This is a genomic window from Pseudoxanthomonas sp. J35, from assembly GCF_000513995.1.
Taxonomy (GTDB): domain Bacteria; phylum Pseudomonadota; class Gammaproteobacteria; order Xanthomonadales; family Xanthomonadaceae; genus Pseudoxanthomonas.
Window position 1 is genome coordinate 1 of the sequence record NZ_AZVB01000021.1, and the last position, 25469, is coordinate 25469.

Annotated in this window: 26 protein-coding genes and 1 other RNA gene; 10 read left to right on the forward strand and 17 right to left on the reverse strand. The window is 71.4% G+C overall.

From position 1 onward, the window contains the following. The coding region (locus PSEJ35_RS17005; protein ID WP_198014183.1) for an inorganic diphosphatase at positions 1–154 on the reverse strand (154 nt) is incomplete at its 3' end. 190 nt (positions 155–344) lie between these two features. Then, positions 345–2372, reverse strand: coding sequence for a sodium-translocating pyrophosphatase (locus PSEJ35_RS0111160; protein ID WP_028917867.1), 2028 nt, complete (start codon positions 2370–2372; stop codon positions 345–347). Positions 2373–2595: 223 nt separating this feature from the next. On the opposite strand from PSEJ35_RS0111160, the gene PSEJ35_RS0111165 reads away from it, so the two are divergent. Then, complete coding sequence (locus PSEJ35_RS0111165) at positions 2596–3195, forward strand: hypothetical protein (RefSeq protein WP_232207643.1); 600 nt, start codon at positions 2596–2598, stop codon at positions 3193–3195. Positions 3196–3265: 70 nt separating this feature from the next. Here PSEJ35_RS0111165 and PSEJ35_RS0111170 read toward each other — a convergent pair whose 3' ends face one another. Further along, a complete protein-coding gene (locus tag PSEJ35_RS0111170; RefSeq protein ID WP_028917869.1) occupies positions 3266–4534 on the reverse strand; it encodes a 6-phosphofructokinase in 1269 nt (422 codons plus the stop codon). A 151-nt stretch (positions 4535–4685) separates the two neighbouring features. Here PSEJ35_RS0111170 and PSEJ35_RS0111175 point away from each other — a divergent pair, with 151 nt between their 5' ends. The 3 genes from PSEJ35_RS0111175 (at position 4686) to PSEJ35_RS0111185 (ending at position 8058) form a co-directional block, all read left to right on the forward strand. After that, positions 4686–5252, forward strand: a complete 567-nt coding sequence (locus tag PSEJ35_RS0111175; protein WP_028917870.1) for an adenylate kinase — start codon at positions 4686–4688, stop codon at positions 5250–5252. 725 nt (positions 5253–5977) lie between these two features. Beyond that, positions 5978–7381 (forward strand): UDP-N-acetylmuramate:L-alanyl-gamma-D-glutamyl-meso-diaminopimelate ligase, encoded by a 1404-nt coding sequence (mpl, locus tag PSEJ35_RS0111180; protein ID WP_037083131.1) that lies wholly within the window; start codon positions 5978–5980, stop codon positions 7379–7381. 62 nt (positions 7382–7443) lie between these two features. After that, positions 7444–8058, forward strand: a complete 615-nt coding sequence (locus PSEJ35_RS0111185; RefSeq protein ID WP_028917872.1) for an LON peptidase substrate-binding domain-containing protein — start codon at positions 7444–7446, stop codon at positions 8056–8058. Here the strand turns inward: PSEJ35_RS0111185 and PSEJ35_RS0111190 are convergent. Then, positions 8055–10058: a bifunctional DedA family/phosphatase PAP2 family protein gene (locus PSEJ35_RS0111190; RefSeq protein ID WP_028917873.1), complete on the reverse strand. Its 2004-nt coding sequence runs from the start codon at positions 10056–10058 to the stop codon at positions 8055–8057. The genes PSEJ35_RS0111185 and PSEJ35_RS0111190 overlap by 4 nt on opposite strands. A gap of 134 nt (positions 10059–10192) precedes the next feature. On the opposite strand from PSEJ35_RS0111190, the gene PSEJ35_RS0111195 reads away from it, so the two are divergent. Further along, positions 10193–11008 carry an NAD(P)-dependent oxidoreductase gene (locus tag PSEJ35_RS0111195; RefSeq protein WP_028917874.1) on the forward strand — a complete coding sequence of 272 codons (816 nt, stop codon included), beginning with the start codon at positions 10193–10195 and terminating at the stop codon, positions 11006–11008. Between the two features lie 85 nt (positions 11009–11093). Further along, positions 11094–11531, forward strand: a complete 438-nt coding sequence (locus tag PSEJ35_RS0111200; protein ID WP_028917875.1) for a VOC family protein — start codon at positions 11094–11096, stop codon at positions 11529–11531. 248 nt (positions 11532–11779) lie between these two features. Here the strand turns inward: PSEJ35_RS0111200 and PSEJ35_RS0111205 are convergent, their stop codons facing one another. Beyond that, positions 11780–12904 (reverse strand): aminotransferase class I/II-fold pyridoxal phosphate-dependent enzyme, encoded by a 1125-nt coding sequence (locus PSEJ35_RS0111205; protein ID WP_028917876.1) that lies wholly within the window; start codon positions 12902–12904, stop codon positions 11780–11782. Between the two features lie 158 nt (positions 12905–13062). Here PSEJ35_RS0111205 and PSEJ35_RS0111210 point away from each other — a divergent pair, with 158 nt between their 5' ends. After that, positions 13063–14310 carry an acetylornithine transaminase gene (locus PSEJ35_RS0111210; protein ID WP_028917877.1) on the forward strand — a complete coding sequence of 416 codons (1248 nt, stop codon included), beginning with the start codon at positions 13063–13065 and terminating at the stop codon, positions 14308–14310. A 6-nt stretch (positions 14311–14316) separates the two neighbouring features. Further along, a complete protein-coding gene (locus PSEJ35_RS0111215; protein WP_028917878.1) occupies positions 14317–14742 on the forward strand; it encodes an HIT domain-containing protein in 426 nt (141 codons plus the stop codon). 42 nt (positions 14743–14784) lie between these two features. Here the strand turns inward: PSEJ35_RS0111215 and PSEJ35_RS0111220 are convergent, their stop codons facing one another. The 3 genes from PSEJ35_RS0111220 to thiE all read right to left on the reverse strand — a co-directional run bounded on the left by PSEJ35_RS0111220 (position 14785) and on the right by thiE (position 17563). Next, a complete protein-coding gene (locus tag PSEJ35_RS0111220) occupies positions 14785–15402 on the reverse strand; it encodes an HAD-IA family hydrolase (RefSeq protein ID WP_028917879.1) in 618 nt (205 codons plus the stop codon). A 123-nt stretch (positions 15403–15525) separates the two neighbouring features. Further along, the gene (gene hemL, locus PSEJ35_RS0111225) at positions 15526–16815 is read right to left on the reverse strand and encodes a glutamate-1-semialdehyde 2,1-aminomutase (RefSeq protein WP_028917880.1); all 1290 of its coding nucleotides are present in this window, start codon (positions 16813–16815) and stop codon (positions 15526–15528) included. Positions 16816–16933: 118 nt separating this feature from the next. Further along, positions 16934–17563 carry a thiamine phosphate synthase gene (gene thiE, locus PSEJ35_RS0111230; RefSeq protein WP_028917881.1) on the reverse strand — a complete coding sequence of 210 codons (630 nt, stop codon included), beginning with the start codon at positions 17561–17563 and terminating at the stop codon, positions 16934–16936. Between the two features lie 61 nt (positions 17564–17624). On the opposite strand from thiE, the gene PSEJ35_RS0111235 reads away from it, so the two are divergent. Then, a complete protein-coding gene (locus PSEJ35_RS0111235) occupies positions 17625–17816 on the forward strand; it encodes a rubredoxin (protein WP_037083135.1) in 192 nt (63 codons plus the stop codon). Between the two features lie 525 nt (positions 17817–18341). Here PSEJ35_RS0111235 and PSEJ35_RS0111240 read toward each other — a convergent pair. The 9 genes from PSEJ35_RS0111240 to PSEJ35_RS16085 form a co-directional block, all read right to left on the reverse strand. Then, positions 18342–19187, reverse strand: a complete 846-nt coding sequence (locus PSEJ35_RS0111240; protein ID WP_028917883.1) for a SirB1 family protein — start codon at positions 19185–19187, stop codon at positions 18342–18344. Positions 19188–19263: 76 nt separating this feature from the next. After that, complete coding sequence (locus tag PSEJ35_RS0111245; RefSeq protein WP_028917884.1) at positions 19264–19713, reverse strand: DUF192 domain-containing protein; 450 nt, start codon at positions 19711–19713, stop codon at positions 19264–19266. Positions 19714–19788: 75 nt separating this feature from the next. Then, complete coding sequence (rpiA, locus tag PSEJ35_RS0111250; RefSeq protein ID WP_028917885.1) at positions 19789–20436, reverse strand: ribose-5-phosphate isomerase RpiA; 648 nt, start codon at positions 20434–20436, stop codon at positions 19789–19791. Between the two features lie 95 nt (positions 20437–20531). After that, a complete protein-coding gene (locus PSEJ35_RS0111255; protein WP_028917886.1) occupies positions 20532–21008 on the reverse strand; it encodes an EVE domain-containing protein in 477 nt (158 codons plus the stop codon). Further along, entirely contained in the window at positions 21005–21604 is a 600-nt protein-coding gene (locus PSEJ35_RS0111260) for a 5-formyltetrahydrofolate cyclo-ligase (protein WP_028917887.1), read from the reverse strand. Before PSEJ35_RS0111260 ends, PSEJ35_RS0111255 begins: the two co-directional genes overlap by 4 nt. Before the next feature lie 109 nt (positions 21605–21713). Next, a non-coding RNA gene (gene ssrS, locus PSEJ35_RS17010) (6S RNA) lies at positions 21714–21895 on the reverse strand. A 113-nt stretch (positions 21896–22008) separates the two neighbouring features. Then, complete coding sequence (locus PSEJ35_RS0111265; RefSeq protein ID WP_028917888.1) at positions 22009–22314, reverse strand: cell division protein ZapA; 306 nt, start codon at positions 22312–22314, stop codon at positions 22009–22011. Beyond that, a complete protein-coding gene (locus tag PSEJ35_RS0111270) occupies positions 22311–22535 on the reverse strand; it encodes a TIGR02449 family protein (protein ID WP_028917889.1) in 225 nt (74 codons plus the stop codon). Before PSEJ35_RS0111270 ends, PSEJ35_RS0111265 begins: the two co-directional genes overlap by 4 nt. Positions 22536–22568: 33 nt before the next feature. After that, entirely contained in the window at positions 22569–24752 is a 2184-nt protein-coding gene (locus PSEJ35_RS16085; protein WP_232207644.1) for an EAL domain-containing protein, read from the reverse strand. Between the two features lie 164 nt (positions 24753–24916). Between PSEJ35_RS16085 and PSEJ35_RS0111280 the strand changes: the two genes are divergently transcribed. Beyond that, positions 24917–25465, forward strand: coding sequence for a UPF0149 family protein (locus PSEJ35_RS0111280; protein WP_037083158.1), 549 nt, complete (start codon positions 24917–24919; stop codon positions 25463–25465). Positions 25466–25469 lie beyond the last annotated feature (4 nt).

Sequence of the window (25469 nt, forward strand, 5' to 3'; positions counted from 1 at the left end):
AGCGCATCGGGGTGGAGAGGATGCGGTCGACGAAGATCGCGCCGCTTTCCTTGTCCACTTCGTACTTGACCGGCTCGGAGTCCTTCGGGATCTCGATGACGACGTTGATTTCGTCGGGCGGATTGCGCCCGGAATTGACCTGGTCGAGACCCATCTGCTGCTCCGTGATCAAGGGTGGAAATAGGGCGGTCNTTTTACGCTCTTGCCTGTTGCGCCGCACAAACCCCCTGGGTGTTCCCCCGAAACGCGCGAAGCCCCGGCCCTGCCGGGGCTTCTTTCCATGCGAAATCAGTGACTTGGCCCGTGCCGGCGACGGGCGCCCGCCGCCGGCAGGGACACCGGGCCTACAGCAGCGGCACCAGCAGCAGGGCCACGATGTTGATGATCTTGATCAACGGGTTGATGGCCGGGCCGGCGGTGTCCTTGTAGGGATCGCCGACGGTGTCGCCGGTGACCGCGGCCTTGTGCGCCTCCGAACCCTTGCCGCCGAAGTTGCCGTCCTCGATGTACTTCTTGGCGTTGTCCCAGGCGCCGCCGCCGGTGGTCATCGAGATGGCCACGAACAGGCCGGTGACGATCGTGCCGATCAGCAGGCCGCCCAGCGCCTTCGGCCCCAGCAGCAGGCCGACCACCACCGGCACCACCACCGGCAGCAGCGAGGGCAGGATCATTTCCTTGATCGCCGACTTCGTCAGCATGTCCACCGCGCGGTCGTACTGCGGCTTGCCGGTGCCCTGCATGATCCCGGCGATCTCGCGGAACTGGCGGCGCACTTCCTCCACCACCGAGCCGGCTGCGCGGCCCACCGCCGCCATCGCCATCGCGCCGAACAGGTAGGGGATCAGGCCGCCGATCAGCAGGCCGATGATCACGTAGTGGTCGGACAGGTCGAAGGCGAAGGTCTGGCCCGGGTTGCTGGCCTGCAGGTTGTGGGTGTAGTCGGCGAACAGGACCAGCGCGGCCAGCGCGGCCGAACCGATCGCGTAGCCCTTGGTCACCGCCTTGGTGGTGTTGCCGACCGCGTCCAGCGGGTCGGTGACGTTGCGCACCTCCGGCGGCAGTTCGCTCATCTCGGCGATGCCGCCGGCGTTGTCGGTGATCGGGCCGTAGGCATCCAGGGCCACGATCATGCCGGCCATCGACAGCATCGCGGTGGCGGCGATGGCGATGCCGTACAGGCCGGCCAGCGCGTGGGCGCCCCAGATCGCCGCGCAGACCGCGACCACCGGCAGCGCGGTCGACTTCATCGACACGCCGAGGCCGGCGATGATGTTGGTGCCGTGGCCGGTGGTGGACGCCTGCGCGACGTGGCGCACCGGGCCGTATTCGGTGCCGGTGTAGTACTCGGTGATCCACACGATCAGGCCGGTGAGCACCAGGCCGATCAGGGCACAGCCGTACAGCGCCGAGGCGCCGACCGGCGAGCTGCCCATCAGCGCGGTGGTGACCGGCCAGAACGCGATCGCCGCCAGCACGCCGGACACGATCACGCCCTTGTACAGGGCGCCCATGATCGAACCGCCTTCCTTCGTGCGCACGAAGAACGCGCCGATGATCGAGGCGACGATCGACACGCCGCCCAGCACCAGCGGATACAGCACCGCGTTGGCGCCCACCTGCTCGAGCATCAGCCCGCCCAGCAGCATGGTCGCGATCACCGTGACCGCGTAGGTCTCGAACAGGTCGGCGGCCATGCCGGCGCAGTCGCCGACGTTGTCGCCGACGTTGTCGGCGATCACCGCCGGGTTGCGCGGATCGTCCTCGGGGATGCCGGCCTCGACCTTGCCCACCAGGTCGGCGCCGACGTCGGCGCCCTTGGTGAAGATGCCGCCGCCCAGGCGCGCGAAGATCGAGATCAGCGAGGAGCCAAAGGCCAGGCCGACCAGCGCGTGCAGGTTGTCGGCCTGCTCCAGGCCCAGTTCCTGCAGCAGCCAGTAGTAGCCGGCCACGCCCAGCAGGCCCAGGCCGACCACCAGCATGCCGGTGATCGCGCCGCCGCGGAATGCCACGTCCATCGCCGGGCGCAGGCCACGGCGCGCGGCCTCGGCGGTGCGGACGTTGGCACGCACCGACACGTTCATGCCGATGTAACCGGCAACGCCGGACAGGATCGCGCCGATGGCGAAGCCGATCGCCGTGTACCAGTTGAGGAACACGCCGACCAGCACGAACAGCACCACGCCGGCGATGGCGATGGTCAGGTACTGGCGGTTGAGGTAGGCGCGCGCGCCTTCCTGGATGGCGGCGGCGATCTGCTGCATGCGTACGTTGCCCGCGGGCTGCGCGAGGATCCAGCGTGCGGACACGATGCCGTAGAGGATGGCGAGAACAGCGCAGAGCAGAGCCAGCGCCAGGCCGTATTGTTCCAGCATGAACCCCTCCCAAGGTTGGTGGATGCCGTCCAGCGAGGACGAACATGGGGCAACGCCGGGCGAGTCGTGAAGCACTGGAACGGACTCGAAACCGAGGCGCGTTACACCGTGTTCAACATCCCTGGATGTGGGGTCGAGTATGACCACGGCAGGGCGCCAAGGCCACATGCCGTTCATGCGGGGGGTGACAGGCTTTGCACTCCACCGGCCATCCACCGACCCGATGACCCCCGATCGGACCCTGTCCCGCCGTGCTCCACGCGCCGCCGCCCGCCCCGCGTCGCGCCCGGGCAACCGTGAACTGTTCCGCCAGGCCCTGCTGCTGGTGGTGCTCGCCACCGTCGCCGCGATCGCCTTCCCGCTGCGCGCGGCCGAGCCGCAGCCCCGCCGCGGCGAGCGCCCGCCAGGCACGCCGCAGGCGGTGGGCGCGCTGCATACCGTACGCAACATCCCCGAGGCCTGCACCCGCCTGGAAGGCGTGTTCACCGGCGACGCGTCAGCGCCGTACCGGCTGCAGCCGGTGCCGGTGGGCGGCACCTGCCAGGCGCGCGCACGCTGGGTCGAGCCGGCGCAGGCGCGGCCGGCCGAGGCGGCGGGCTGGGTATTCGAGGACCGGATCCGGGTCCCGGCCGCCGGCTGTCCTGCGCAGGAAGCGGTGGTCGAGGTCTGGCACAAGCCGGTCGAGCAGCCGCTGGCGCGCGATGGCCAGGGCCAGGTGCGGATCTACCTGCAGGATGCGCAGAAGCAGGCGGCCGCGGGGAAGATGCAGCCGTTGCCGGAGTTCACCGCGCGGATGGCGCTGGCCGGCAAGCCTTGCCGCTGACACGTGGCGCTGCCGGTAAACACGAGGGCCGCCGCCGGTTCCGGCGACGGCCCCTGCCATATCCAGCTGCTCAGCCTTCCCAGGCCGGCAGCTTCTTCTTCACCGCCACGTTCCTCAGGGTGACGTACTTCGGCAGGCCGTCGCGGCCCCAGGCCAGCGGCGCCTCGCCGCGCACCAGCGGTTCCAGGTAATCGCGCGCCTTGGCGGTGATGCCGAAGCCGTCCTTGCGGATGAAGTTGGCCGGCATGGTTTTCTCGTGGTTGGCGACCTTGTGCAGCGGCGCCGGCTCGATCTTCCAGCGGTACGGCGAGGACGAGGTGCGCACGATCACCGGCATCACCGCGTTCATGCCCTTGAGCGCGTACTGCACGGCGGCCTTGCCCACCGCCTGCGCCTGCTCCCAGTCGGTCTTGCTGGCGACGTGGCGGGCCGAGCGCTGCAGGTAGTCGGGCAGGGTCCAGTGGACCTTGTAGCCCAGCGCGTCCTTGACCTTGCCGGCCAGGTACGAGGACACGCCACCCAGCTGGGTGTGGCCGAAGGCGTCCTTGCCGCCGCCGGCGTCGGCGACGAACTTGCCGTCCTTGTCGCGGATGCCTTCGCTGGCCACGACCACGCACCAGCCGACCTTCTTCACCACCTTGTCGACCTGGGCCAGGAACGCGGCCTCGTCGTAGGCGCGCTCGGGGAACAGGATGACCTGCGGGGCGTCGTCCGGGCCCTGCCCGGCCAGGCCGGCGGCCGCGGCCAGCCAGCCGGCGTGGCGGCCCATGGCCTCGTAGACGAAGACCTTGGTCGAGGTCTCGGCCATCGCGGCCACGTCCAGCGCGGCCTCGCGCACGGACACGGCGGTGTACTTGGCGGCCGAGCCGAAGCCCGGGCAGGTGTCGGTCACGGCCAGGTCGTTGTCGATGGTCTTGGGCACGCCGATGCAGGTCAGCGGGTAGCCGAACTCCCTGGCCAGCTGCGAGACCTTCCAGGCGGTGTCGGCCGAGTCGTTGCCGCCGTTGTAGAGGAAGTACCACACGTCGTGGGCCTGCAGCACCTGCAGCAGGCGCTCGTACTTGGCGCGGTCGGCTTCCAGCGACTTGAGCTTGTAGCGGCACGAGCCGAAGGCGCCGCCCGGGGTCTGGGCGAGGGCGGCGATGGCCGCGGCGGATTCCTTCGAGGTGTCGACCAGTTCCTCGCGCAGGGCGCCGAGGATGCCGTTGCGGGCGGCCAGCACCTTCACGCCGCGGGCCCGGGCCTCGGTGATGACACCGCTGGCGGTGGCGTTGATGACAGCGGTGACTCCGCCGGACTGGGCATACAGGAGGGTGCCTTGCTGCTTGGCTCGAGCCATGGTTGGGAATCCTCGGGATGGGGCGGTTTCTTGGGACTGCGGTGCCGGATGCGGTAAGCTGCGCCGCGATGGTGCGGTGCAATGCGGTGCGCGCGGGCTGCAAAGTCTAGCGCCCCGGGCCGCCTCGGAACATTTCTCCAGGGAGCAATCGATGCGACTGGTACTACTCGGCCCGCCCGGTTCGGGCAAGGGAACGCAGGCGGCGCGCCTCAAGGAAATCCTTGGTGTCCCCCATATTTCGACCGGCGACCTGCTGCGTGCCGAAGTGGCGGCGGGCACTCCGCTGGGCCTGCAGGCCAAGGAAGTCATGGCGCGCGGCGACCTGGTGTCCGATGAGATCCTGCTGGGCATGCTCGAGTCGCGGCTGGGCCGCGAGGACGTGGGCGGCGGCTTCATCCTCGATGGCTATCCGCGCAACCTGGCCCAGGCCGATGCGCTGGACGGGCTGCTGGCCAAGATCGGCCAGCCGCTGGACGCGGTGGTGCAGCTGGACGTGGGCACCGACCTGCTGGTCGAGCGCATCGCCGGCCGCGCGCAGGCCGAAGGCCGCGCCGACGACAACCCGGAATCGGTGCGCAAGCGCCTGCAGGTCTACAACGATTCGACCGCGCCGGTGATCGGGTTCTACGAGAACCGCGGCACGCTGACCCGCATCGATGGCGTCGGCACCATGGACGAGATCACCGCCCGGATCCTGGCCGCGCTCAAGAAGGCCTGATCCAGCATCGAGCGCAAACGAAGCGCGCGCCGCCGCAAGGTGGCGCGCGCTTTTTCGTGGGCGCGGTGGAAGCGGTTGCAGGAGGGCTGACAACGGAAACGGCAACGGTAACGGTAATAGCCACAGCCACAGGCACAGGCACAGCAAAGGCAACGGCATCGGGGGGGGCGAGCTCCGGATGGGGCCGCCGCCCCAAGGGGGTATGGCGCATCGCGCGGTTCCGCGTCCTGCTCCAACGCGCGAACGCGGCACATCCATGTGCCGCTTGCGCCATACCCCCTTGGGACGACGTCCTCGGGTGCGTTGGGGCCATGGCTTCTATCGGCGTCGCGGAAAGCCCGTCATCCCGCAAGTCGCGCCGCCCGTAGAGTCGGGCTTGCCCGACTCCCCCGCCCTGATGTCCCAGCACACGCGAAAGGCAGCGGGGCAAGCCCCGCTCTACAGGGGCGTCCCCTTCCGGGACGGGAAGGAAACAGCGAACGAAGCCACGACCCGAAAGCGCCGAAAGACGCGGTAGCGCGGGGGTATGGGGCAAGCAGGCCATGGATGGCCTGCGTTCGCGCGTTGGAGCCAGGAACGGCGGAACCGCGCGATGCGCCATACCCCCGCGCTGCCGCGGCTCCGTCCGGAGCGCGCGAACCCACGCTGTTGCCGCTGCTCGACCGCCAGCACGCGACAGGTCACGACGCCCCCAAATCCCCACGCCCATGGGCGACAATCGGCGCATGAGCACCATCCATATCCTCGGTATCGCCGGCACCTTCATGGGGGGCGTGGCCGCGCTGGCACGCGAACTGGGTTACACCGTCGAAGGCAGCGACCAGGCGGTGTATCCGCCGATGTCCACCCAGCTGGAACGGCTGGGCATCCAGCTGCGGCAGGGCTACCTGCCGGAGCACATTTCCGCCGATGCGGAGGAAATCGTCGTCGGCAACGCCCTCTCGCGCGGCAATCCCGCGGTGGAGCAGGTGCTCGACGACGGCCGCCGCTACACCTCCGGCGCACAGTGGCTCGCCGAGAAGGTGCTGCCCGGGCGCACCACGCTCGCGGTGGCCGGCACCCACGGCAAGACCACCACCACCACGATCCTGGCGTTCCTGCTGGAGGCGGCCGGGCGCGACCCGGGCTTCCTGGTTGGCGGCGTCGCCGAGGATTTCGGTGCCTCGGCGCGGCTCGGTACAGGCCGCGAATTCGTCGTCGAGGCGGACGAATACGACACCGCCTTCTTCGACAAGCGCAGCAAGTTCGTCCACTACCGGCCGACGGTCGCCATCCTCAACAACCTCGAATACGACCACGCCGACATCTTCCCGGACCTGGCCGCGATCCAGCGCCAGTTCCACCATCTCGTGCGCACCGTGCCGCGCGCCGGCCGCCTGGTGGTGAATGGCGAGGACGCGCACCTGGCCGAAGTGCTGGCGATGGGCTGCTGGACGCCGGTGGAAACCTTCGGCCTGGACGATGGCGCTGCAGCGCTCCCGCGCGCCGATGGCGGCGCCGGTTTCGACTGGAGCGCGCGCCTGGTCGAGGCCGACGGCAGCGCCTTCGTGGTCCTGCATCGCGGCGAGGAAGCCGGCACCGTGCGCTGGCCGCTGGTCGGTCGCCACAACGTGATGAACGCGCTGGCCGCGCTGGCGGCGGCGCATGCGGTGGGCGTGGCCCCGTCGCAGGTCGCCGCGGCGCTGTCGCGCTTCCACAGCGTCAAGCGGCGCCTGGAAGTGCTCGGCAACGCCCGCGGCATCACCGTCTACGACGATTTCGCCCACCATCCCACGGCGATCCGGACCACGCTCGAAGGCCTGCGCGCGAAGGTCGGGACGGCGCGGATCGTGGTGGCGATGGAGCCGCGCAGCAATTCGATGCGGCTGGGCGCGCATGCCGACGCGCTGGCGCCGTCGCTCGACCCGGCCGACGCGGTGGTGTTCCTGCATCGTCCGGAACTGGCCTGGGATGCCGGCAAGGTGGTCGCGGCGGTGCGCGGCGAAGCGCGTACCGCGCCGGATACCGCGGCGCTGCTGGCCGCGCTGGGCGAGCTCGCGCGCGCCGGCGACCACGTGGTGTTCATGTCCAACGGCGGCTTCGACGGCGCGCCGCGCCGCTTCCTGGCGCAGCTGGCCGATGAAGGCTGATTGACGCAGGACTGAGTGGCGCGGGGTTACCCTGCGGCCACTGGTCCTGCCGGGTTGCCTGCGTGCCGTCCAACGAATCCCTGCTGCTGTTCCCGCTGCACACCGTGCTCCTGCCCGGCGCTCCGCTGGGCCTGCGCGTGTTCGAACGCCGCTACCTGGACCTGGTCGCCGAATGCGGCCGTGCCAGCAAGGGCTTCGGCATCTGCCTGATCCTCGAAGGCGAGGAAGTCGGCGCCCCGGCCAGGCCGGCCGCCTACGGCGTCGAGGCGGTGATCGAGGATTTCGGCAGCGACCGCAATGGCCTGCTGACCCTGCAGGTGCGTGGCCAGCGCCGTTTCCGCGTCTCCCGCACGCGCATCCGCGACAACGGCCTGCTGGTCGGCGACGTGGCCTGGTGCGACGACGCGGGCGAGACGCCGCTGCAGCCGCAGCACGCGGCGATGGCGACCCTGCTGCGCGAGCTGCTGGAGCGCGTCGGCGGCGCCCATCCCGACCTCGGGCATGCCGGCGCCAACCTGCGCCAGCTCGAGGACGCGTCCTGGGTCGGCTGGCGCCTGGCCGAGCTGTTGCCGCTCAGCGACGAACAGCGCCTGGCCCTGCTGCAGGAGGACGATCCGCACCGGCGCCTGGACCTGCTGCTGGGCTGGATGGACGAGGAAGAGCCGGACGACGCCTAGCGGGCGACGCCGTCGGTGCGCAGGCGCAGCACCGGCAGCTGCGATCCCGGGTGCGGGGCAACCGCATGCGGCAGGTCCTGCAGCGGCGCCAGCACCTGTTCGAACGCCGGATCCGTGCCCGGCTGCGGGCGCCAGGTCACGATCAGGCCCAGGTCGCGGCGGAAGTTCAGGGTCTGCGCCGTGCCCACCCACAGCGGCACGTCGCCGGGCTGCAGGCGCACCGCGCTGGGCCACAGCCGCAGTACGTGGCGCACGGTGGGATCCGGATCGTCGCGGACCATCAGCAGCGCTTCGGTATGCGCCTCGAGGGTGGCCGGGAGCACCGGCACTTCCGCGGGGTTGGCATCGGTGTCGAGCAGGCTGATCGCCTGTTCCCAGCGCGCCTGCGGCTGCACCCGCCAGCCGGCCGCCTCGAGGCGCGCCTGCAGCGGCGGCAGCGGACCGGCGACCTGCACGTCCAGCGGCCAGCGCAGTTCATCGTCGAACTCGTTGCGCCGCGCCGGTTGCAGCATCCACTCGTGGCTCCACCAGTCCTCCAGGTCCTGCACCACCGGCAGCGCCGGCGGCGGCTCGAACTTGGCCAGCTTGACCTCGATGTTGCGCGGCGCGTACCACAGCGCCGCCACCGCGAACACGCCGTAGAACACCGCCGCCACCGGTTTGACCCAGAACGAGCGGTTGAAGCGGCGGCGGTAGGCGATGCCCAGCACCAGCAGCCAGACGATGCCCAGCAGCATCCCGCCGACCACGTCGCTGAGCCAGTGCGCGCCCAGGTACAGGCGGGCGAAGCCGATCACGGTGACGGTGACGCCGGACACCAGGTACGGCCACACCCGGTCGCGGCCGGGCAGCTCGCGCGCGATCAGCACCGCGAAGAAGCCGAAGGCGATCGTCGACATGGTCACCGCGATCGACGGGAAGCCGAAGCCGCTGCTCGCGCCCGGCGGGCGCACCACGTCGACGGTGTTGCCCAGCAGCCAGGTCAGGGCCAGGCCGAAGGCCAGCGCCGCCAGCCAGTGCGCGGCGGCCATCCACAGCCGGCGCCAGGCGAAGTAGCCCAGCACCGCCGCGCAGGCCGGCAGCAGCACCGGCCAGTCGCCAAGCGAGGCCAGCGCCGCCATCGGGTAGTCGGCCAGCGGATTGCGCAGCGCCAGCATCGCCTCGTGCACGAACAGGTCCAGCGCCAGCGGCTCGCCGTGGCCGATCACCACCACCAGCAGGGCGAACCAGGCCCAGCCGATCGCCAGCAGCAGCACGGCCAGCAGCGCCAGCGAGGTCGATTCGCGGTGCGAGGGATCGAACACCGCGGCCGAGTGCCGTCCGATCACCGGGTGGCGGTGGGTCCAGTCCAGCGCGCGCTGCAGCAGCGAATCGGCGTGGCCGGCGAACCAGCGGTAGGTGTACAGCACCCAGGCCCAGGCCAGGCCCAGCACCGCGGCCAGCAGGCCGAGCACGATCACCAGGTGGCCGGCGACCGCGGCCACCGCGTCGTAGGCGCGGCCGAGGATCCAGCCCGGCGCCAGGAACAGCAGGCCCCACGACAGGCAGGCCACGCCGCTGGCGAAGGCGTAGCGGCGCAGCGGCATGCGCGCGATGCCGGCGATCGCCGGCACGAACGGCCGCACCGCGCCGACGTAGCGCGCGGCGAGGATCGCCTTGAACGCGTTGCGCCGGAACAGCACCTCGCCGCGGTCCAGCAGCTGCGGATAGCGCCGGAACGGCCATACCCCGTACAGCCGCCGGCCCCAGCGCCGGCCGATCCAGAAGCTCAGGCCGTCGCCGAGGAAGGCGCCCAGGGTCACGCAGGCCACCGCATACGGTCCGGAGATCTCGCCCATGCCGATCAGCACGCCCACCGCGATCAGCAGGGGCAGGGCGGGCACGATCGCGCCGAGCACGATCAGCGCATCGCAGAACGCGATCGCGAACACCACCAGCCCGGCCAGGACGGGGTGGCTCCCGATCCAGGCCAGTACGGCGTCCATCGAGGAGGAATTCATGGCGCGGGATTATAGGTGGCGGTACCCCGCGCCAGCCTTAAGGGGGTGGCGCCGGGCGCCGGGGGTGGCGGCTGGGCCGACCGGCGGCATCCGCGCGACAATGCCGGCCTCCCCTCGTCCGGAAGACCCGTTCCATGACCACCCTCGCCGGCAAAACCCTGTTCATCACCGGCGCCTCGCGCGGCATCGGCCTGGCCATCGCCCTGCGCGCGGCGCGCGACGGCGCCAACGTCGCCATCGCGGCCAAGTCCTCGGTGCCCAACCCGAAGCTGCCCGGCACCATCCACAGCGCCGCCGAGGCGGTGAACGCGGCCGGCGGCCAGGGCCTGGCGCTGAAGTGCGACATCCGCGAGGAGGAGCAGGTACAGGCGGCCGTGGCCGCCACCGTCGACGCCTTCGGCGGCATCGACATCCTGGTCAACAACGCCAGCGCGATCTGGCTGCGCGGCACCCTCGACACGCCGATGAAGCGCTTCGACCTGATGCAGCAGGTCAATGCGCGCGGCAGCTTCCTCTGCGCCCAGGCCTGCCTGCCGCACCTGCTGCAGGCGCCGAACCCGCACATCCTCACCCTGGCGCCGCCGCCGTCGCTGGATCCGAAGTGGTGGGGCCCGCACACCGGTTACACCCTGGCCAAGATGGGCATGAGTTTCGTCACCCTCGGCCTGGCCGCCGAGTTCGGTCCGCAGGGCGTGGCGGTGAACGCGCTGTGGCCGCGCACGCTGATCGCCACTGATGCGCTGAACATGATCCCCGGCGTCAGTGCCGCCAATGGCCGCCGCCCGGAGATCATGGCCGACGCCGCCCACGCCATCCTGGTACGCCGGGCCGCCGGCTTCAGCGGCCGCTTCCTGATCGACGACGAGGTGCTGGCCGAGGCTGGCGTCAGCGATTTCTCCGCCTACGCCGTCGATTCCACGCAGCCGCTGCTGCCCGACCTGTTCCTCTGAGCCACGACGGCCCGCGGCACGCCCGACGCGTGCCGCAGGCGGAGCCGGCTACTACAATGGCCGCCCCCACGCTGGAAAGATCCTGATGAAGTACCTGCACGCCATGCTCCGCGTCCACGACCTGGACGCCACCAGCCGCTTCTTCACCGAAGGCCTCGGCCTGAAGCAGACCCGCCGCAGTGACCACCCGGCCGGCCGTTTCACCCTGGTCTACTTCGGCGCCCCGGAAAACCCCGAGGCCGAGATCGAGCTGACGTACAACTGGCCGCCGGAAGACGGCTCGGCGCCGGAGAACTACGGCAGCGCCCGCAACTTCGGCCACCTGGCCTTCGAAGTGGACGACATCTACGCCACCTGCGCCCACCTGCAGTCGATGGGCATCACCATCAACCGTCCACCGCGCGACGGCTGGATGGCCTTCGTCCGCACCCCGGACCTGATCTCGATCGAACTGCTGCAGAAGGGCAAGCCCCTGCCGCCGCAGGAGCCGTGGGCATCGATGCCCAACACCGGCACCTGGTAAGACCCCCCAAGGTCCGGCGGGCAGGACGCGGGCTTCGCGCGCGGTTGCCGGCATAAGGCCGCCGGCCATCGTGAAGCGTCACGGTCGCGGCCCGCCGACGCGGAGTAGAGGAGGAGGCTCCGGCCACGGGCCGGAGCCGGGGCACGAGTGGCTGCCGCCTGCGCGCGGTGACGCCCTGGCGCACGTCCCGGCCCCGGCGCTCCGGCTTTGCTTGCGATGAAGCGCCACACGCCTGGGGCGTGCAGGCTTCAACCCGCCAGCGCCTGCTCCAGGTCCGCGACCAGGTCGTCCGCGTGCTCCAGCCCCACCGACAGCCGCAGCAGCCCGCCCGGCGTCGTCGACAGCGGTCCCTCGATCGAGGCCCGATGCTCCACCAGCGACTCCGTCGAGCCCAGCGACGTCGCATTGGTGAACAACCGCAGCCGCCCGGCCACCGCCAGCGCCGCCGCGCCGCCGCCGGCCACCTCCACCGACAGCATCCCGCCGAAGTCGCGCATCTGCCGCGCCGCCACCGCGTGCTGCGGATGGCTTTCCAGCCCCGGGTAATGCACCTTCTCCACCCGCTGGTGCCCGGCCAGGAACCGCGCCACCTGCATCGCGTTGCGGCAGTGCCAGGCCATCCGCGCCGGCAGCGTGCGCACCCCGCGCAGGATCATCCACGCCGCGAACGGCGACGCCGTCGAACCCGCCAGCAGCCGCAACCGGTGGCAGGCCGCCGCATGCTCGCCGTCGTCGGCGAAGCACAGCACCCCGCCCATCACGTCGCCGTGCCCACCCAGGTACTTGGTCGCCGAATGCAGCACGATGTCCGCGCCCAGTGCCAGCGGCTGCTGCAGCACCGGCGAGGCGAAGGTGCCGTCCACCAGCAGCCGCGCACCGGCCGCGTGGGCGATGTCCGCCAGCGCCGCGATGTCGGAGACCTTCAGCAGCGGATTGGACGGCGTCTCCGCCCACAGCAGCGCCGTCTCCGGGCGCAGCGCCGCGCGCACCGCGTCCAGGTCGGTGAAGTCCACGATTGTGCAGGTGAGGCCCCAGCGCCGGAACTGCTCCACCGCCAGGGTGCGGAACGAGAAATAGCTGTCGTCGCACAGCAGCACGTGGCTGCCCGGCGGCAGCGCCTGCAGCGCGGTGGCGCCGGCGGCCATGCCGGTGGGGAACAGCAGCGCCCGCGCCGCGCCGTCCAGCACGGCGAGCGCCCGTTCGGTGTCCTGCTGGGTCGGGTTGTCGTAGCGCTGGTACAGGAACCCCTGCGGCAGCCGGCCATCCGGGGAGTGCTCGAAGGTCGTCGCCAGCTGGATCGGCGGCGACAGCGCACCGCTGGACGGGTCGGGGGCGCTGCCGGCGCGGGCGGCGAGGGTCTCGATGCGGGGCATGGGGAATCCGGGAGAGGCGGAGGAAGGCGATGTTAGCGCCGCCACCGCGGCGCCCGGTGCCTGGCTTGGTGGTGCCGGCCATGGCGGGGGAGGGGATGCGGGCGGATAATGCCCGGGCCGGCAGCCGCCGGCGTCTTTCCCTGGATTCCACTGCTGACATGAACGCTTCCACGCTGCCCGCCGGCGAAACCGCCGCGCTGCTCGACCTCGGCCGCCAGTACTACCTGCCCGTCTACCGCCCGCGCGAGCTGGTGCTGGAGCGGGGCCAGGGCTCGCGACTGTGGGACAGCGAGGGCCGCGAGTACGTCGACTTCGCCGCCGGCATCGCCGTGTGCGGCCTGGGCCACAACGACCCGGACCTGCACGCCGCGCTGGTCGAGCAGGCCGGCAAGCTGTGGCACACCAGCAACGTCTTCTACAGCGAACCGCCGCTGCGCCTGGCCGAGGAACTGGTCTCCGCCAGCCGCTTCGCCAGGCGCGTGTTCCTGTGCAATTCCGGCGCCGAGGCCAACGAGGTGGCGATCAAGCTGGTGCGCAAGTGGGCCGCCTCGCAGGGCCGGCCGCCGGCGCAGCGGGTGATCGTCACCTTCCGCGGCAGTTTCCACGGCCGCACCCTGGCCGCGGTCACCGCCACCGCCCAGCCCAAGTACCAGGAAGGCTACGAGCCGCTGCCCGGCGGCTTCCGCTACGTCGATTTCAACGACATCGTGCAGCTGGAGACCGCCATGGCCGCCGGCGACGTGGCCGCGGTGATGCTCGAGCCGATCCAGGGCGAGGGCGGGGTGATGCCGGCCGCCTCCGGCTTCCTTCAGCAGGTGCGCGCGCTGTGCGACCGCCACAACGCACTGCTGGTGCTGGACGAGATCCAGGCCGGCATGGGCCGCAGCGGTACCCTGTTCGCGCACTGGCAGGACGGCGTGGCCCCGGACATCGTCACCCTGGCCAAGGCGCTGGGCGGCGGCTTCCCGATCGGCGCGATGCTGGCCGGCCCGAAGGTGGCCGAGGTCATGCAGTTCGGCGCCCACGGCACCACCTTCGGCGGCAACCCGCTGGCCGCGGCGGTGGCGCGGGTGGCGCTGCGCAAGCTGGCCTCGCCGCAGATCGCGGCCAACGTCAGCCGCCAGTCGCAGGCGCTGCGCGATGGGCTGATGGCGATCGGCAGCGAGACCGGCCTGTTCGCCCAGGTCCGCGGCCGCGGCCTGATGCTCGGCGCGGTGCTGGCGCCGCAGTACGCCGGCCGCGCCGGCGAAATCCTCGACTTCGCCGCGCGCGAGGGCCTGATGGTGCTGCAGGCCGGCCCGGACGTGCTGCGCCTGGTGCCGGCGCTGAACATCACCGACGCCGACGTGGCCGAGGGCCTGGCGCGCCTGCGCCGCGCCGTCGACGCCTTCCTCGCCCCGCGCTGAGCGGCGATGGCTTGCGTCTTCTGCCAGATCCTGGCCGGCGCATCGCCGGCCAGCCTGGTCTGGGAGGATGCGCAGGTGGGGGCGCTGATGGACCTGCGCCAGCAGGTGCCAGGGCACGTGCTGGTGATCCCGCGCCAGCACGCGGAAACCCTCTACGACCTTGGCGAGGACACCGCCGCGCATGCGATGCGGGTGGCCCACCGCGTCGCCCGCGCGATCCGCGACGCGCTGCAGCCGGCCGGGCTCAACCTGTGGCAGTCCAACGGCGTGGCCGCTGGCCAGGGAGTCCGGCATTTCCACCTGCACGTGCACCCGCGCCGGCATGGCGACGGGCTGGTGCGCTTCTATCCGCGCGGGCTGCCTGCGCCGCTGGCCTGCGGCCGGCTGGATGCGCTGGCGGAACAGCTGCGCGGGCATCTCGCGCGCGGCTGAGCGCCCGCGCCGCAGGTGCGCCGCGGCACCCGGCACCGCGCTTCAGAGCAGGCCGTAACGCTTGAAGACCTTGCGCAGGGTCTGCGCATCCCGCGCGGTTTCGGCGTGCAGTCCCGCTGCACGCGCGCCGCGGACATTGACGAACAGGTCGTCGACGAACAGCGCGTGCCGCGCCTCGGTGCCGCAATGCGCCAGCGCGGCGGCGAAGATTCCCGGATGCGGCTTGCGGGCCTGCAGCGCCGCGCTGCACAGCACCCGTCCGTGCAACCGCGGATGCAGCGTCGGCAGCACCTGGCGCACGACTTCCGGCAGCAGGCCGCCGTTGTTGCTGAGGATGCCCACGGCGACCTGGCCGTCGAGCTGGCGCACCAGTTCGACCACCTGCGGCTGCACCCGGCACGAGGCGACCCGCGCCTGGATCCACGGCGCTTCATCCAGCCGGCTGCCGAGCGCTTCGCCGATCCGGCGCAGGTAGCTGGCGGTATCGAGGCTGCCGGAGTCGTGCGCGGCTTCCAGGCCGGAAGCGAACACCGCCTCGGCCACCTGCGCCGCCTCGACGCCGCAGCTGCGCGCCAGGTGCAGCAGACGCGCGCCGTGCGAGTAGTGGACCAGCAGCCCGTCGAAGTCGAGCAGCAGCAGGCGGGGTCGCGGATGGTGCATGGGCCTACGCTAGCAGCCGCAGGCCGCGTTCGCGGCGCGCGCGGCGGACCGGGAAGCGTCGCCTTGCCGCGGGGCGGGCGCCTCATCGCCGGTGCCGCCCGCGCGGACGGCACCTGGCCTGGCTCAGCCGCGCGCGGCCTTGAACGCCTCGCGGGCGGCGGCGAGGGTGGCGTCGATCACCGCCCCGTCGTGGGCGCTGGAGACGAAGCCGGCCTCGTAGGCGCTCGGCGCCAGGAACACGCCGCGCTCGAGCATGGCGTGGAAGAAACGGTTGAACGCCGGGATGTCGCAGGCGGTGGCCTGGGCGTAGGTCTCGACCTTCTCGCTGGTGAAGAACAGGCCGAACATTGCGCCGACGCGGTTGGTGGTCACCGCCACGCCGGCCTCGCGCGCGGCCGCTTCCAGGCCTTCGCACAGGCGCGCGGTGGCGGCGCCCAGGCGTTCGTGGAAGCCCGGTTCCTGGATCAGCTGCAGCATGGCCAGGCCGGCGGCCATCGCTACCGGATTGCCGGACAGCGTGCCGGCCTGGTAGATCGGGCCGGCCGGGGCGATCTGCGCCATCAGCTCGCGGCGGCCACCATAGGCGCCCACCGGCATGCCGCCGCCGATGATCTTGCCGAAGGTGGTCAGGTCCGGGGTGATGCCGTAATGCGCCTGGGCGCCGCCCAAGGCGACGCGGAAGCCGGTCATCACCTCGTCGAAGATCAGCAGCGCGCCGTGCTTCGTACAAAGGTCGCGCAGGTGCTGCAGGTAGCCCTCGCGCGGCGGGATGCAATTCGCATTACCGACCACCGGCTCGATGATCACCGCGGCGATCTCGCCGCCGATCTCCTCGAACAGCTTCGTCGCGCCTTCGAAGTCGTTGTAGCTGAGGGTGGCGGTCAGCTCGCTCAGCCCGGCCGGCACGCCCGGCGAGGTCGGCACGCCCAGGGTCAGCATGCCGCTGCCGGCCTTGACCAGGAACGAGTCGCCGTGGCCGTGGTAGCAGCCCTCGAACTTGACGATGCGCTGGCGGCCGGTGGCGCCGCGCGCCAGGCGGATCGCCGACAGGGTGGCCTCGGTGCCGGAGTTGACCATGCGCACCATCTCGCAGGACGGCACCAGGCGGGTGATGGTCTCGGCAATGGCCACCTCAGCCTCGCACGGGGCGCCGTAGGACAGACCGTTGCCGATCGCCTGCTGCACCGCCTCGCGCACCGCCGGGTGGTTGTGGCCGACGATCATCGGGCCCCAGGAGCCGACGTAGTCGATGTAGCAGTTGCCGTCGACGTCGTACAGGTACGGGCCGTCGGCGCGCTGGACGAAGAACGGCTCGCCGCCGACCGACTTGAACGCGCGCACGGGCGAGTTCACGCCTCCGGGCAGCAGCTGCTGCGCGCGGGAGAACAGGGCGTGGGAGCGTTCGTGGTTCATCGGGGCAGGTCCTGCGTTTGCGGAAGCATGCCATTGTAGGAGCGGGGGCCGGCCGGGGCACGGGTGGCGCCCGGGACAGGTTGTCCGGGCCCGGCGCAGCCGCGGCCAGGCGCCTGCTTCAGTCGAAGCAGCGCTGGTAGGCGCGGACCGCGGCCAGCGGGTCGGGCGCCTCGAACACGCCGCCGATCACCGCCAGCAGGTCGGCGCCGGCTTCGACCAGGGCGCGGCCGTTGTCCGGGGTGATGCCGCCGATCGCCACGCGCGGCGCGCCCAGGGCGGCGGAATCGCGCAGCAGCCCAGGGGTGGCACGGCGGGTGACGACCTTGGTGGTGGTCGGGAAGAAGGCGCCGAAGGCGACGTAGCTGGCGCCATTGGCCACGGCGTCGCGGGCCAGCTGCAGGCTGTCGTAGCAGGAGGCGCCGAGGATGGCGGCGGGGCCCAGCGCGGCCCGGGCCGCGGCCAGGGCGCCGTCGTCCTCGCCGAGATGGGCGCCGGCGGTGCCGATCTCCGCGGCCAGGGCCGCGTCGTCGTTGACCAGCAGCGGGACGCCAGCCCTGGCGCACAGGGCCTGCAAGGCCGTGGCCTGCTCGCGCCGGAGGGCGGCATTGGCGGTCTTGTTGCGGTATTGCAGCCAGGTGACGCCCGCCTCGAGCAATGGCGCGACACGTGCGAGCAGGCGCGCGGTGTCGGCTTCGTCCGGGGTGATGAGGTACAGGCCGCGCGGGATGTTCTTCGGGGCAGGGTTCATGTCGGTTCCGTTTCGCCGGCTGTGGGACAATGGCGCCCCTACCGCAGGCCTGCATTATCCGATGAGCGACACCGATACCGCCCCCTACCGCAGCTGGATGTGCGTCGTCTGCGGCTTCATCTACCACGAGGCCGAGGGGCTGCCGGAAGAGGGCATCGCGCCGGGTACGCGCTGGGAGGACATCCCGGACACCTGGACCTGCCCGGATTGCGGGGCGACCCGGGAAGACTTCGAGATGGTGCAGATCGGCTGAGCCTGGCCTGCGATACCCCTCTCCCTGCGGGGCGAGGCGGCATGTTTGCGCCGGCGCGCATGCCGTCGAACGGCTGAGTCCTCTGGAAGTCGGCCTGCAGGTTTCTGTAGAGCGGGGCTTGCCCCGCTGCTCTTTGCGGGGCGTTGGGTGTCAGGCGTGGGAGTCGGGCAAGCCCGACTCTACGGGCGGCCGCAGCCTCCGACCCTCTCCCGGAGGCGAGGGCTATCAGGGCGCGACGTTCCTGTAGAGCGGGGCTTGCCCCGCTGCTCTTTGCGGGGCGTTGGGTGTCAGGCGTGGGAGTCGGGCAAGCCCGACTCTACGGGGCGGTTGCGACCCCCGACCCCTCTCCCGGTGGGCGAGGGCCATAAGGGCGCGACGCTTCCTGTAGAGCGGGGCCTGCCCCGCTGCTTTTCGCACGGCCCGGGGCAGCAGGCGTGGGAGTCGGGCGAGCCCGACTCTACGGGCGGCTGCGGCCCTCACCGCCGACACCTCTCCTGGTGGAGGGGGGGAAACAGCGGACTGCGCTCAGTGGACCACTGCTCGGGTGCCAGCGGCCTCGACCAGGCGTTCGCGGATCTGTTCGGCGTCCGGCGCTTCCGGGGCGAGGGCGAGATAGCGCGAGAGGTCCTGGCGGGCGCCGGGGAGGTAGTCCAGCTGCAGGTAGGCCAGGCCGCGGTCGCGGATGGCTTCGGGCTGGTCGGGGGCCAGCTTGAGGATGCGGTCGACGCTGCGCGCGGCGCGGTCCCACTGGCCCTGTTCGGCGTAGACGCCGTGCAGGTTGCGCAGGATGCGCACGAGGATGGCGCGGTTCGGCGCGGGGCTGAGGATCTGCAGCAGGACGGTGTCGTCCGGCGGTTCGCCCAGGTGGGGGCGGGCGCGTTCGCGCAGTTCCTCCACCGCCAGCGGGCGGCCGCCGTTGAACGGGTCCATCACCAGCAGGCCGCCGTCCACCGGCAGGCGCACCAGGAAGTGGCCGGGGAAGGAGACGCCATCCAGGGCGATGCCCAGGCGGCGGGCGACCTCCATCTGCACCATCGCCAGCGAGATCGGGTTGCCCAGGCGGCGGTCCAGCACCTGGTTGAGGTAGCTGTTGCGCGGGTCGTAGTACTCGTCGTGGTTGCCGCTGTAGCCGACTTCCTCGAACAGGTGGTGGTTGATCACCGCCATCTTCAGCGGCGCCGGTTCGATCGCGGCGACCTGGCCGCGCAGGTGGTCGGCATGGGCCTGGACCACGGCGTCGTAGGGGCGCGGGTCCAGGTCCGGGTACTCGTCGCGGGCGATCAGCAGGGCCGCCGGCAGCAGCGGCAGCGAGTCGTCGTCCAGCGTGGCGAGCGTGTTCCAGTCCGGCAGTGGCGTGCGTTCGTTCCCCATGCCGCAGAGACTGGGGCCGCCCCTGGCGACAATCAAGCCCCGGCGGGCGGGCGCCGGGGGCGCATGCGCGGGGTTTCTAGCGGGTCGGCGCGGGGATGCCGGGGCCGAACACCAGTTCGGCGCCGTCCTCCAGGCCCAGCTTCGCGGCCTGGCCGGCGTTGAGTTCGAGCACGTAGCGGGCCGGGCGGCGGCTCGGGTAGGGCGGGCAGCGGTCGCCCGCGGAGCATGGCGGCACGTCGCGCTGCTGCGAGACCAGCCGGCGCTGTTCGTCGAAGTAGAGGATGTCCAGCGGGATGCGGGTGTTCTTCATCCAGTACGCCTGCGGTTCCTGGCGGTCGTGGATGAAGAGCATGCCCTGGCCATCCGGCAGCACGTCGCGGAACATCAGGCCGCGTGCACGCTCGGCGTCGTCGTCGGCGACCTCCACCTGGAAGCGCTGGCCGGCCAGCTCCACCCACGGCGTGCTCGCGGCCGCGCAGCTGCTGAGCAGGAGCATCAGGGGCAGGACGATCAGGCGGAAGCGCATGGCGGTACCGGGTGGCTGGGACGACGGACGTGCACGTTCGGGCAAGGGCGGGCGGCGGTCAAGCCGCCCGGTGCCTCAGAGCACCTTCGGTGGTTCGCCGCCGACGATGACGATGTCGGCCGGGCGGCGCGCGAACAGGCCGACGCTGACCACGCCGGGGATCTGGTTGAGCTCGGTTTCCATCGCCACCGGGTCGGTGATCGACAGGTTGTGCACGTCCAGGATCCAGTTGCCGTTGTCGGTGACCACGCCGTCGCGCCACACCGGCTGGCCGCCGGTCAGGGCAAGGATGCGGCGGGCGACCAGGCTGCGCGCCATCGGGATCACTTCCACCGGCAGCGGGAACTTCCCGAGCACTGGCACCTGCTTGGCCGGGTCGATGATGCAGACGAAGGTCTCGCTGGCCTCGGCGATGATCTTCTCCCGGGTCAGCGCGCCGCCGCCGCCCTTGATCAGGCGCTTGTGCGGGTCGCACTCGTCGGCGCCGTCCACGTACAGCTTCAGCGGGCCGGCGGCGTTGGCGTCCAGCACCTCGATGCCCAGCGCCTTCAGCCGCGCGGTGCTCTGCTCGGAGCTGGACACCGCTCCGGCGATGCGGTCCTTGATCCGGCCCAGCGCTTCGATGAAGTAGGCCACGGTCGAACCGGTACCAACGCCGACGACCATGCCGTCCTCGACGTAATCGATGGCCTTTTCGCCGGCCAGGCGTTTGGGGTCAGACATGGGATTGGGGATTCGGGATTGGGGATTCGGGGGGATTGGTGATTGGTGATTCGAGTGGTGGGGTGGCTGTGCTTTTTCGAATCACCAATCACGAATCACTGCTTCTCAAGCGCTAGCAGGAGCTTCCACTGCGCCGCCGTGACCGGGAACACCGACAGGCGGTTGCCGCGGGCCACCAGCGGGAAGCCTTCGCCCAGTTCCTCGGCGTGGCGCTTGATCTCCTCCAGCGGGATCGTGCGGTCGAGCTTGCGCTCGAACTTCACGTCGACCAGGAACCAGCGCGGCTGCTCGCGGGTGGCCTTGGGGTCGTGGTAGTCCGACTTCGGATCGAACTGGGTTTCGTCGGGGTAGGCGTGGCTGGCCACGCTGGCGATGCCGACGATGCCGGGGACCTGGGTGTTGGAGTGGTAGAACAGCACGCCGTCGCCGATCTTCATGCCGTCGCGCATGAAGTTGCGCGCCTGGTAGTTGCGCACGCCGTTCCAGGGTTCCACGCCCACTCGCTGCAGGTCGTCGATGGAGAAGGCGTCCGGTTCGGACTTCATCAGCCAGTAGCGTTTGCGTGCGGTCATGCGGGGTCGGTGGTGCGGGCGGGGGCGCGGAGCAGGGTGGCCTGTTCGGTGCAGATCGCGTCGGGGACGACGTCCCAGTCGGCCGCCGCCAGCGCGGGTACCTGCTGGGTGGCGAAGCCGACGCCCACCAGCCAGGGCGGTGCGGCGCGGTCGCGACGGAACGCGAAGCTGCGATCGTACCAGCCGCCTCCCATGCCCAGCCGCTGGCCGCCCGCGTCGAAGCCCACCAGCGGCATCACCGCCAGCGACAGGGCCTCCGGCGGCAGGGCGGAAGACGGTTCGACATCGGGCTCGGGGATGCCGAAGCGGTTGGTCACCAGCGGGTCGCCGGAGCGCCAGGGCGCGAAGCGCAACCGGTCGCCATCGAGCACCGGCAGGCACCAGACCAGTCCCGGCGGCAGGCCCATCTGCAGGACGTGCAGGCCGATCTCGCCGTCCATTGCCCAGTAGCCGGAGACGTAGCCTTCGCGCGGCAGGAAGGGCAGGGCGAGGATGCGCCGGGCCAGCGCCTCGGCCGCGGCGATGCGCACGGCAGCGGGCAGGGCGCGGCGGCGTTCGCGCAGTTCGCGGCGCAGCGAGGCGCGGTCCTGGATCATCGGGTCGCGGCTGGGTGGCGGGAGGAGCGGCGCGCAGTGTCGCATACCGGCCACGTGCGCGCCCCGGAAAAGACAACGCCTCCCGCGGGGGAGGCGCTGCCTGGAAGAATGGTTCTCCACCATGCCGATGCGGCGAAACGACCTTGAACCCGAGGTTCAAGTGGGAACGGTCGGAAACCTTCGGGCTTCCCGCTCATGGCGGACATGCACACCCGGCGTCGTCGCATCCCCGGTGTCGTTTTTAAGGGACAAGGCGAATGTTTTGCCAGCTGTCGAACACGGCAGAGAACGCAGGTGGATTATAGCCGCCATCCATCCGCTGCCTAGTCTTTGCCGCGTGAGCGGCGAAGGAATCGGCAATGTCCGGTTCAGCGGCGCAAGACCCCGCCTATGGGCGGGCGCATTCAGGCGGAGGTGGCGCCGAGCAGCCCGTCGAGGCGGCGGTTCAGCGTTTCCAGCGTGAGGGCCAGTTCACGCTGCTGCGCGTCGCGCTCCTGGCGCAGCTGCTGCAGTTCGTGGGCCAGGTTCAACGCCGCCAGCACGGCGACGCGGTCCAGCGCGACCATGCGGTTGTTGCCGCGCACCTCGCGCATGCGTGCGTCGAGCAGGCGCGCCGCGCCAAGCAGGCTGTCGCGTTCGTCGGCATGGACGCCGACGGTGTACTCGCGGTCGAGGATGCGGACGCTGACCGGTTCGCTGGGGTTGCTCACGTGTGCTGCTCCAGCGATTTCAGTCGCGCGATCATCGCCTCCACCCGCGAACGCGCCTGCTCGTTCTTGTTGAGCAGCTGGGCGCGCTCGGCGAACAGCTGCTCCTGCTGCTGGCGCAGGCTGCGGTTCTCGTCGGCCAGCCGCTGGCAGCGTTCGGCCAGCGCCTCGACCCGCGCGGCGAGGGCGCGGAGCTGGGCAATGGCGTCGGTGGAGGCATCCATGGCGGCCACGATAGGCAGCGCCCGGCGCACCGGTCAAGCGGGCGCGCCGGCGTCCAGCGCCGGCACCGGCGTGGCCCCGGAGAGGAAGGCCTGGCACTGGTCGCGGTCCATCGCCATGGCGATGTAGTGGCCCTGGACCTCGTCGCAGCCGTGCTCGCGCAGGAACTGCAGCTGGCCGGCCGTTTCCACGCCCTCGGCGACCACGGTCAGGTCCAGCGAGTGGCCCATGGCGATCACCGTACTGGTGATGGCCTCGTCGTCCGGGTTGTGGGTCAGGTCGCCGACGAACTCCTGGTCGATCTTCAGCGTGGTCAGCGGCAGGCGCTTGAGGTAGGCCAGCGAGGAGTAGCCGGTGCCGAAGTCGTCCACCGCCACGCCGACGCCCAGGTTGCGGCAGGCGTGCAGCACGCTGGCGCTGCGGCCGACGTTGGCCATGATCGCGCTCTCGGTCAGCTCCAGTTCCAGCTGGCCGGAAGCGACCCCGGTCTCGGCCAGGATCCGCGCCAGGGTGCCGGGCAGGTCGCCGCGCAGCAGCTGGATCGCCGAGACATTGACCGACATGGTCATCGCCGGCAGCCCGGCCTCGCGCCAGTGGCGCAGGGTGGTGCAGGCCTCGCGCAGCACCCATTCGCCGATTTCCAGGATCAGCCCGGTGTCCTCGGCCAGCGGGATGAACTGCTCCGGCGGGATCACCCCGAACTCCGGGTTGTGCCAGCGCAGCAGGGCCTCGGCGCCGACCGGGCGTTCCCCGTGCAGCGACCAGCGCGGCTGGTAGACCAGGCGCAGCTCGCCGCGCTCGACCACCCGGCGCAGCAGGCCGGCGAGGGTGGCGCGGCGGCGGGTGGCCTCGTCCATCCGCGCCGAGTACAGCTGCCAGGTGCGACGGCCGGCGGCCTTGGCCTGGTACATCGCGGTGTCGGCGTGCTTGAGCAGTTCGGTCGGCACCTGGGCGTGGTCCGGGAACAGGCTGATGCCGATCGAGGGCGAGACGGTGATCTCGTGCTGCTCGTCCAGCGCCAGCGGCAGGGCGAAGGACTCGATCACCCGCTGCGCCACCTCGCCGGCGGCATCGGGCGAGGCCAGCCCCTCCAGCACCACGGTGAACTCGTCGCCGCCGAGGCGGGCCACCGTGTGCTGCGGGCCGACCGCGTGCTGCACGCGTTCGGCCGCCGCGCGCAGGACCCGGTCGCCGACGGCGTGGCCGAGCGAGTCGTTGACGTCCTTGAAGCGGTCCAGGTCCAGGAACAGCACCGCCACGTGCCCGCCCTCGCGGCGTGCCCGCACGATCGCCCGGGCCAGACGCTCGGACAGCAGCGAGCGGTTGGGCAGGCTGGTCAGCGCGTCGTAGTTGGCCAGGTAGCGCAGCTCCTGCTCGGCGCGCTTCTGCTCGGTGATGTCGCTGAGCACGACCACGTGGAAGCCGACCTCGCCGCCGGCATCGGCGATGACGTTGTGCTTGACGTGGCAGAGGATCTCCTCGCCGTCGCGGCGGGTCATCCACACGTTGCCCTGCCAGTGGCGGCGCTCCAGGTCCTGCTGCAGGCCGCCGTAGCGGCCCTGGCCGTGGTCGCTGTCGAGCATCGAGAACGGGCGGCCGAGCGCCTCGACGTCGCTGTAGCCGGTGATCTGGCTGAAGGCCGGGTTGACCGCGACGAAGTGCTGCTCGCGGTCGAGCACCGCCACCGCCTCGCTCATGCTGCGCAGCACCTCGCTGGCGATGCGGCGCTCGGCCTCGGCGTGGCGGCTGGAGGTGATGTCCAGGGCGGTACCGGCGAGCCGGCGCGGGCGGCCGCGCGCGTCGCGCTCGACCGTGCGGCCGTGGACCCGCATCCACACCCAGTTGCCGTTGCCTTCCGGGTCGACCCGGTGCTCGGAGGTGAACAGCGGTTCGTGGCCGCGCAGGTGCGCGCGCAGGCGCCGGCGCAGGAACAGGCGGTCGTGGGCGTGGACCCGCGGCAGTGGCACCATGCGGCTGGCCAGCACCAGGTCCTCGCCGGGCGCGTCGCCGCCTTCCTCGGCCTGCAGCAGGTGCAGCTCGCGGCGTTCCAGGTCGAAGTCCCAGAACTGTTCGCCGGATCCCCACAGCGCCACGGTCAGGTGGCCGGCGCGCGCGTGCAGCGCCTCGTAGCGGGCAAGGTGGCCGCTACGCCAGCGGAAGACGAGGAGCAGCACGGCGATCATGAGCGCCGCGGCCAGCGACATCAGCGCGGCGGTCACGGATGGCCGCTCCGGCGGGGTCCTGCCTTGCGGGTGCGCGCAACGACGTCGGACGGCATGGGCAGCGGCTGGATGGGCTGTCCGGTCGAGTGTACATGCACCGGGAACGCCTACAAGCGGCGGGGCGGTACACTTGGGAGCCCGCCCCCGCCGCGATTCCGCCCATGCCCGATCTGCCCGCACCCGCCGAGGTCGCCCGAGCCAGCCAGGCGCTGGGCCTGGCCGCCACCGCCCCGGAACTGCACGGCGCCCTGTGCGGCTGGCTGGCCGGTGGCGGCGAGGACAGTCCCGCCTGGGTAGGCAAGGTCATGGCCGACGCGGCGGTCCCGCCGGCGCCGGCCGGTGGCGCCCTGGAGCAGCTGCGCCAGGCCACCGTGGCCCAGATCGACGACGGCGAGTTCTCCTTCCAGCTGCTGCTGGGCGAGGACGAGCTGCCGCTGCGCGAGCGCGCGCAGGCCCTGTTCGACTGGTGCCGCAGCTTCCTCGGCGGCTTCGGCCTGGCCGCCGGCGCGCAGCCGCCGCTGTCGGAGGAGGGCAACGAGGCACTGAACGACCTCGGCCGCCTGGCCGCCGCCAGCGTGCTGGAGATCGACGAGGACGAGGAAGAGGACGAATCCGCCCTGTCCGAGCTGGAGGAGTTCGTCCGCGTCGCCGTGCTGCTGCTGCATGGCGACTGCGTGCTGGGACCCCGCCACCGCCGCACCCTCAACTGACCGC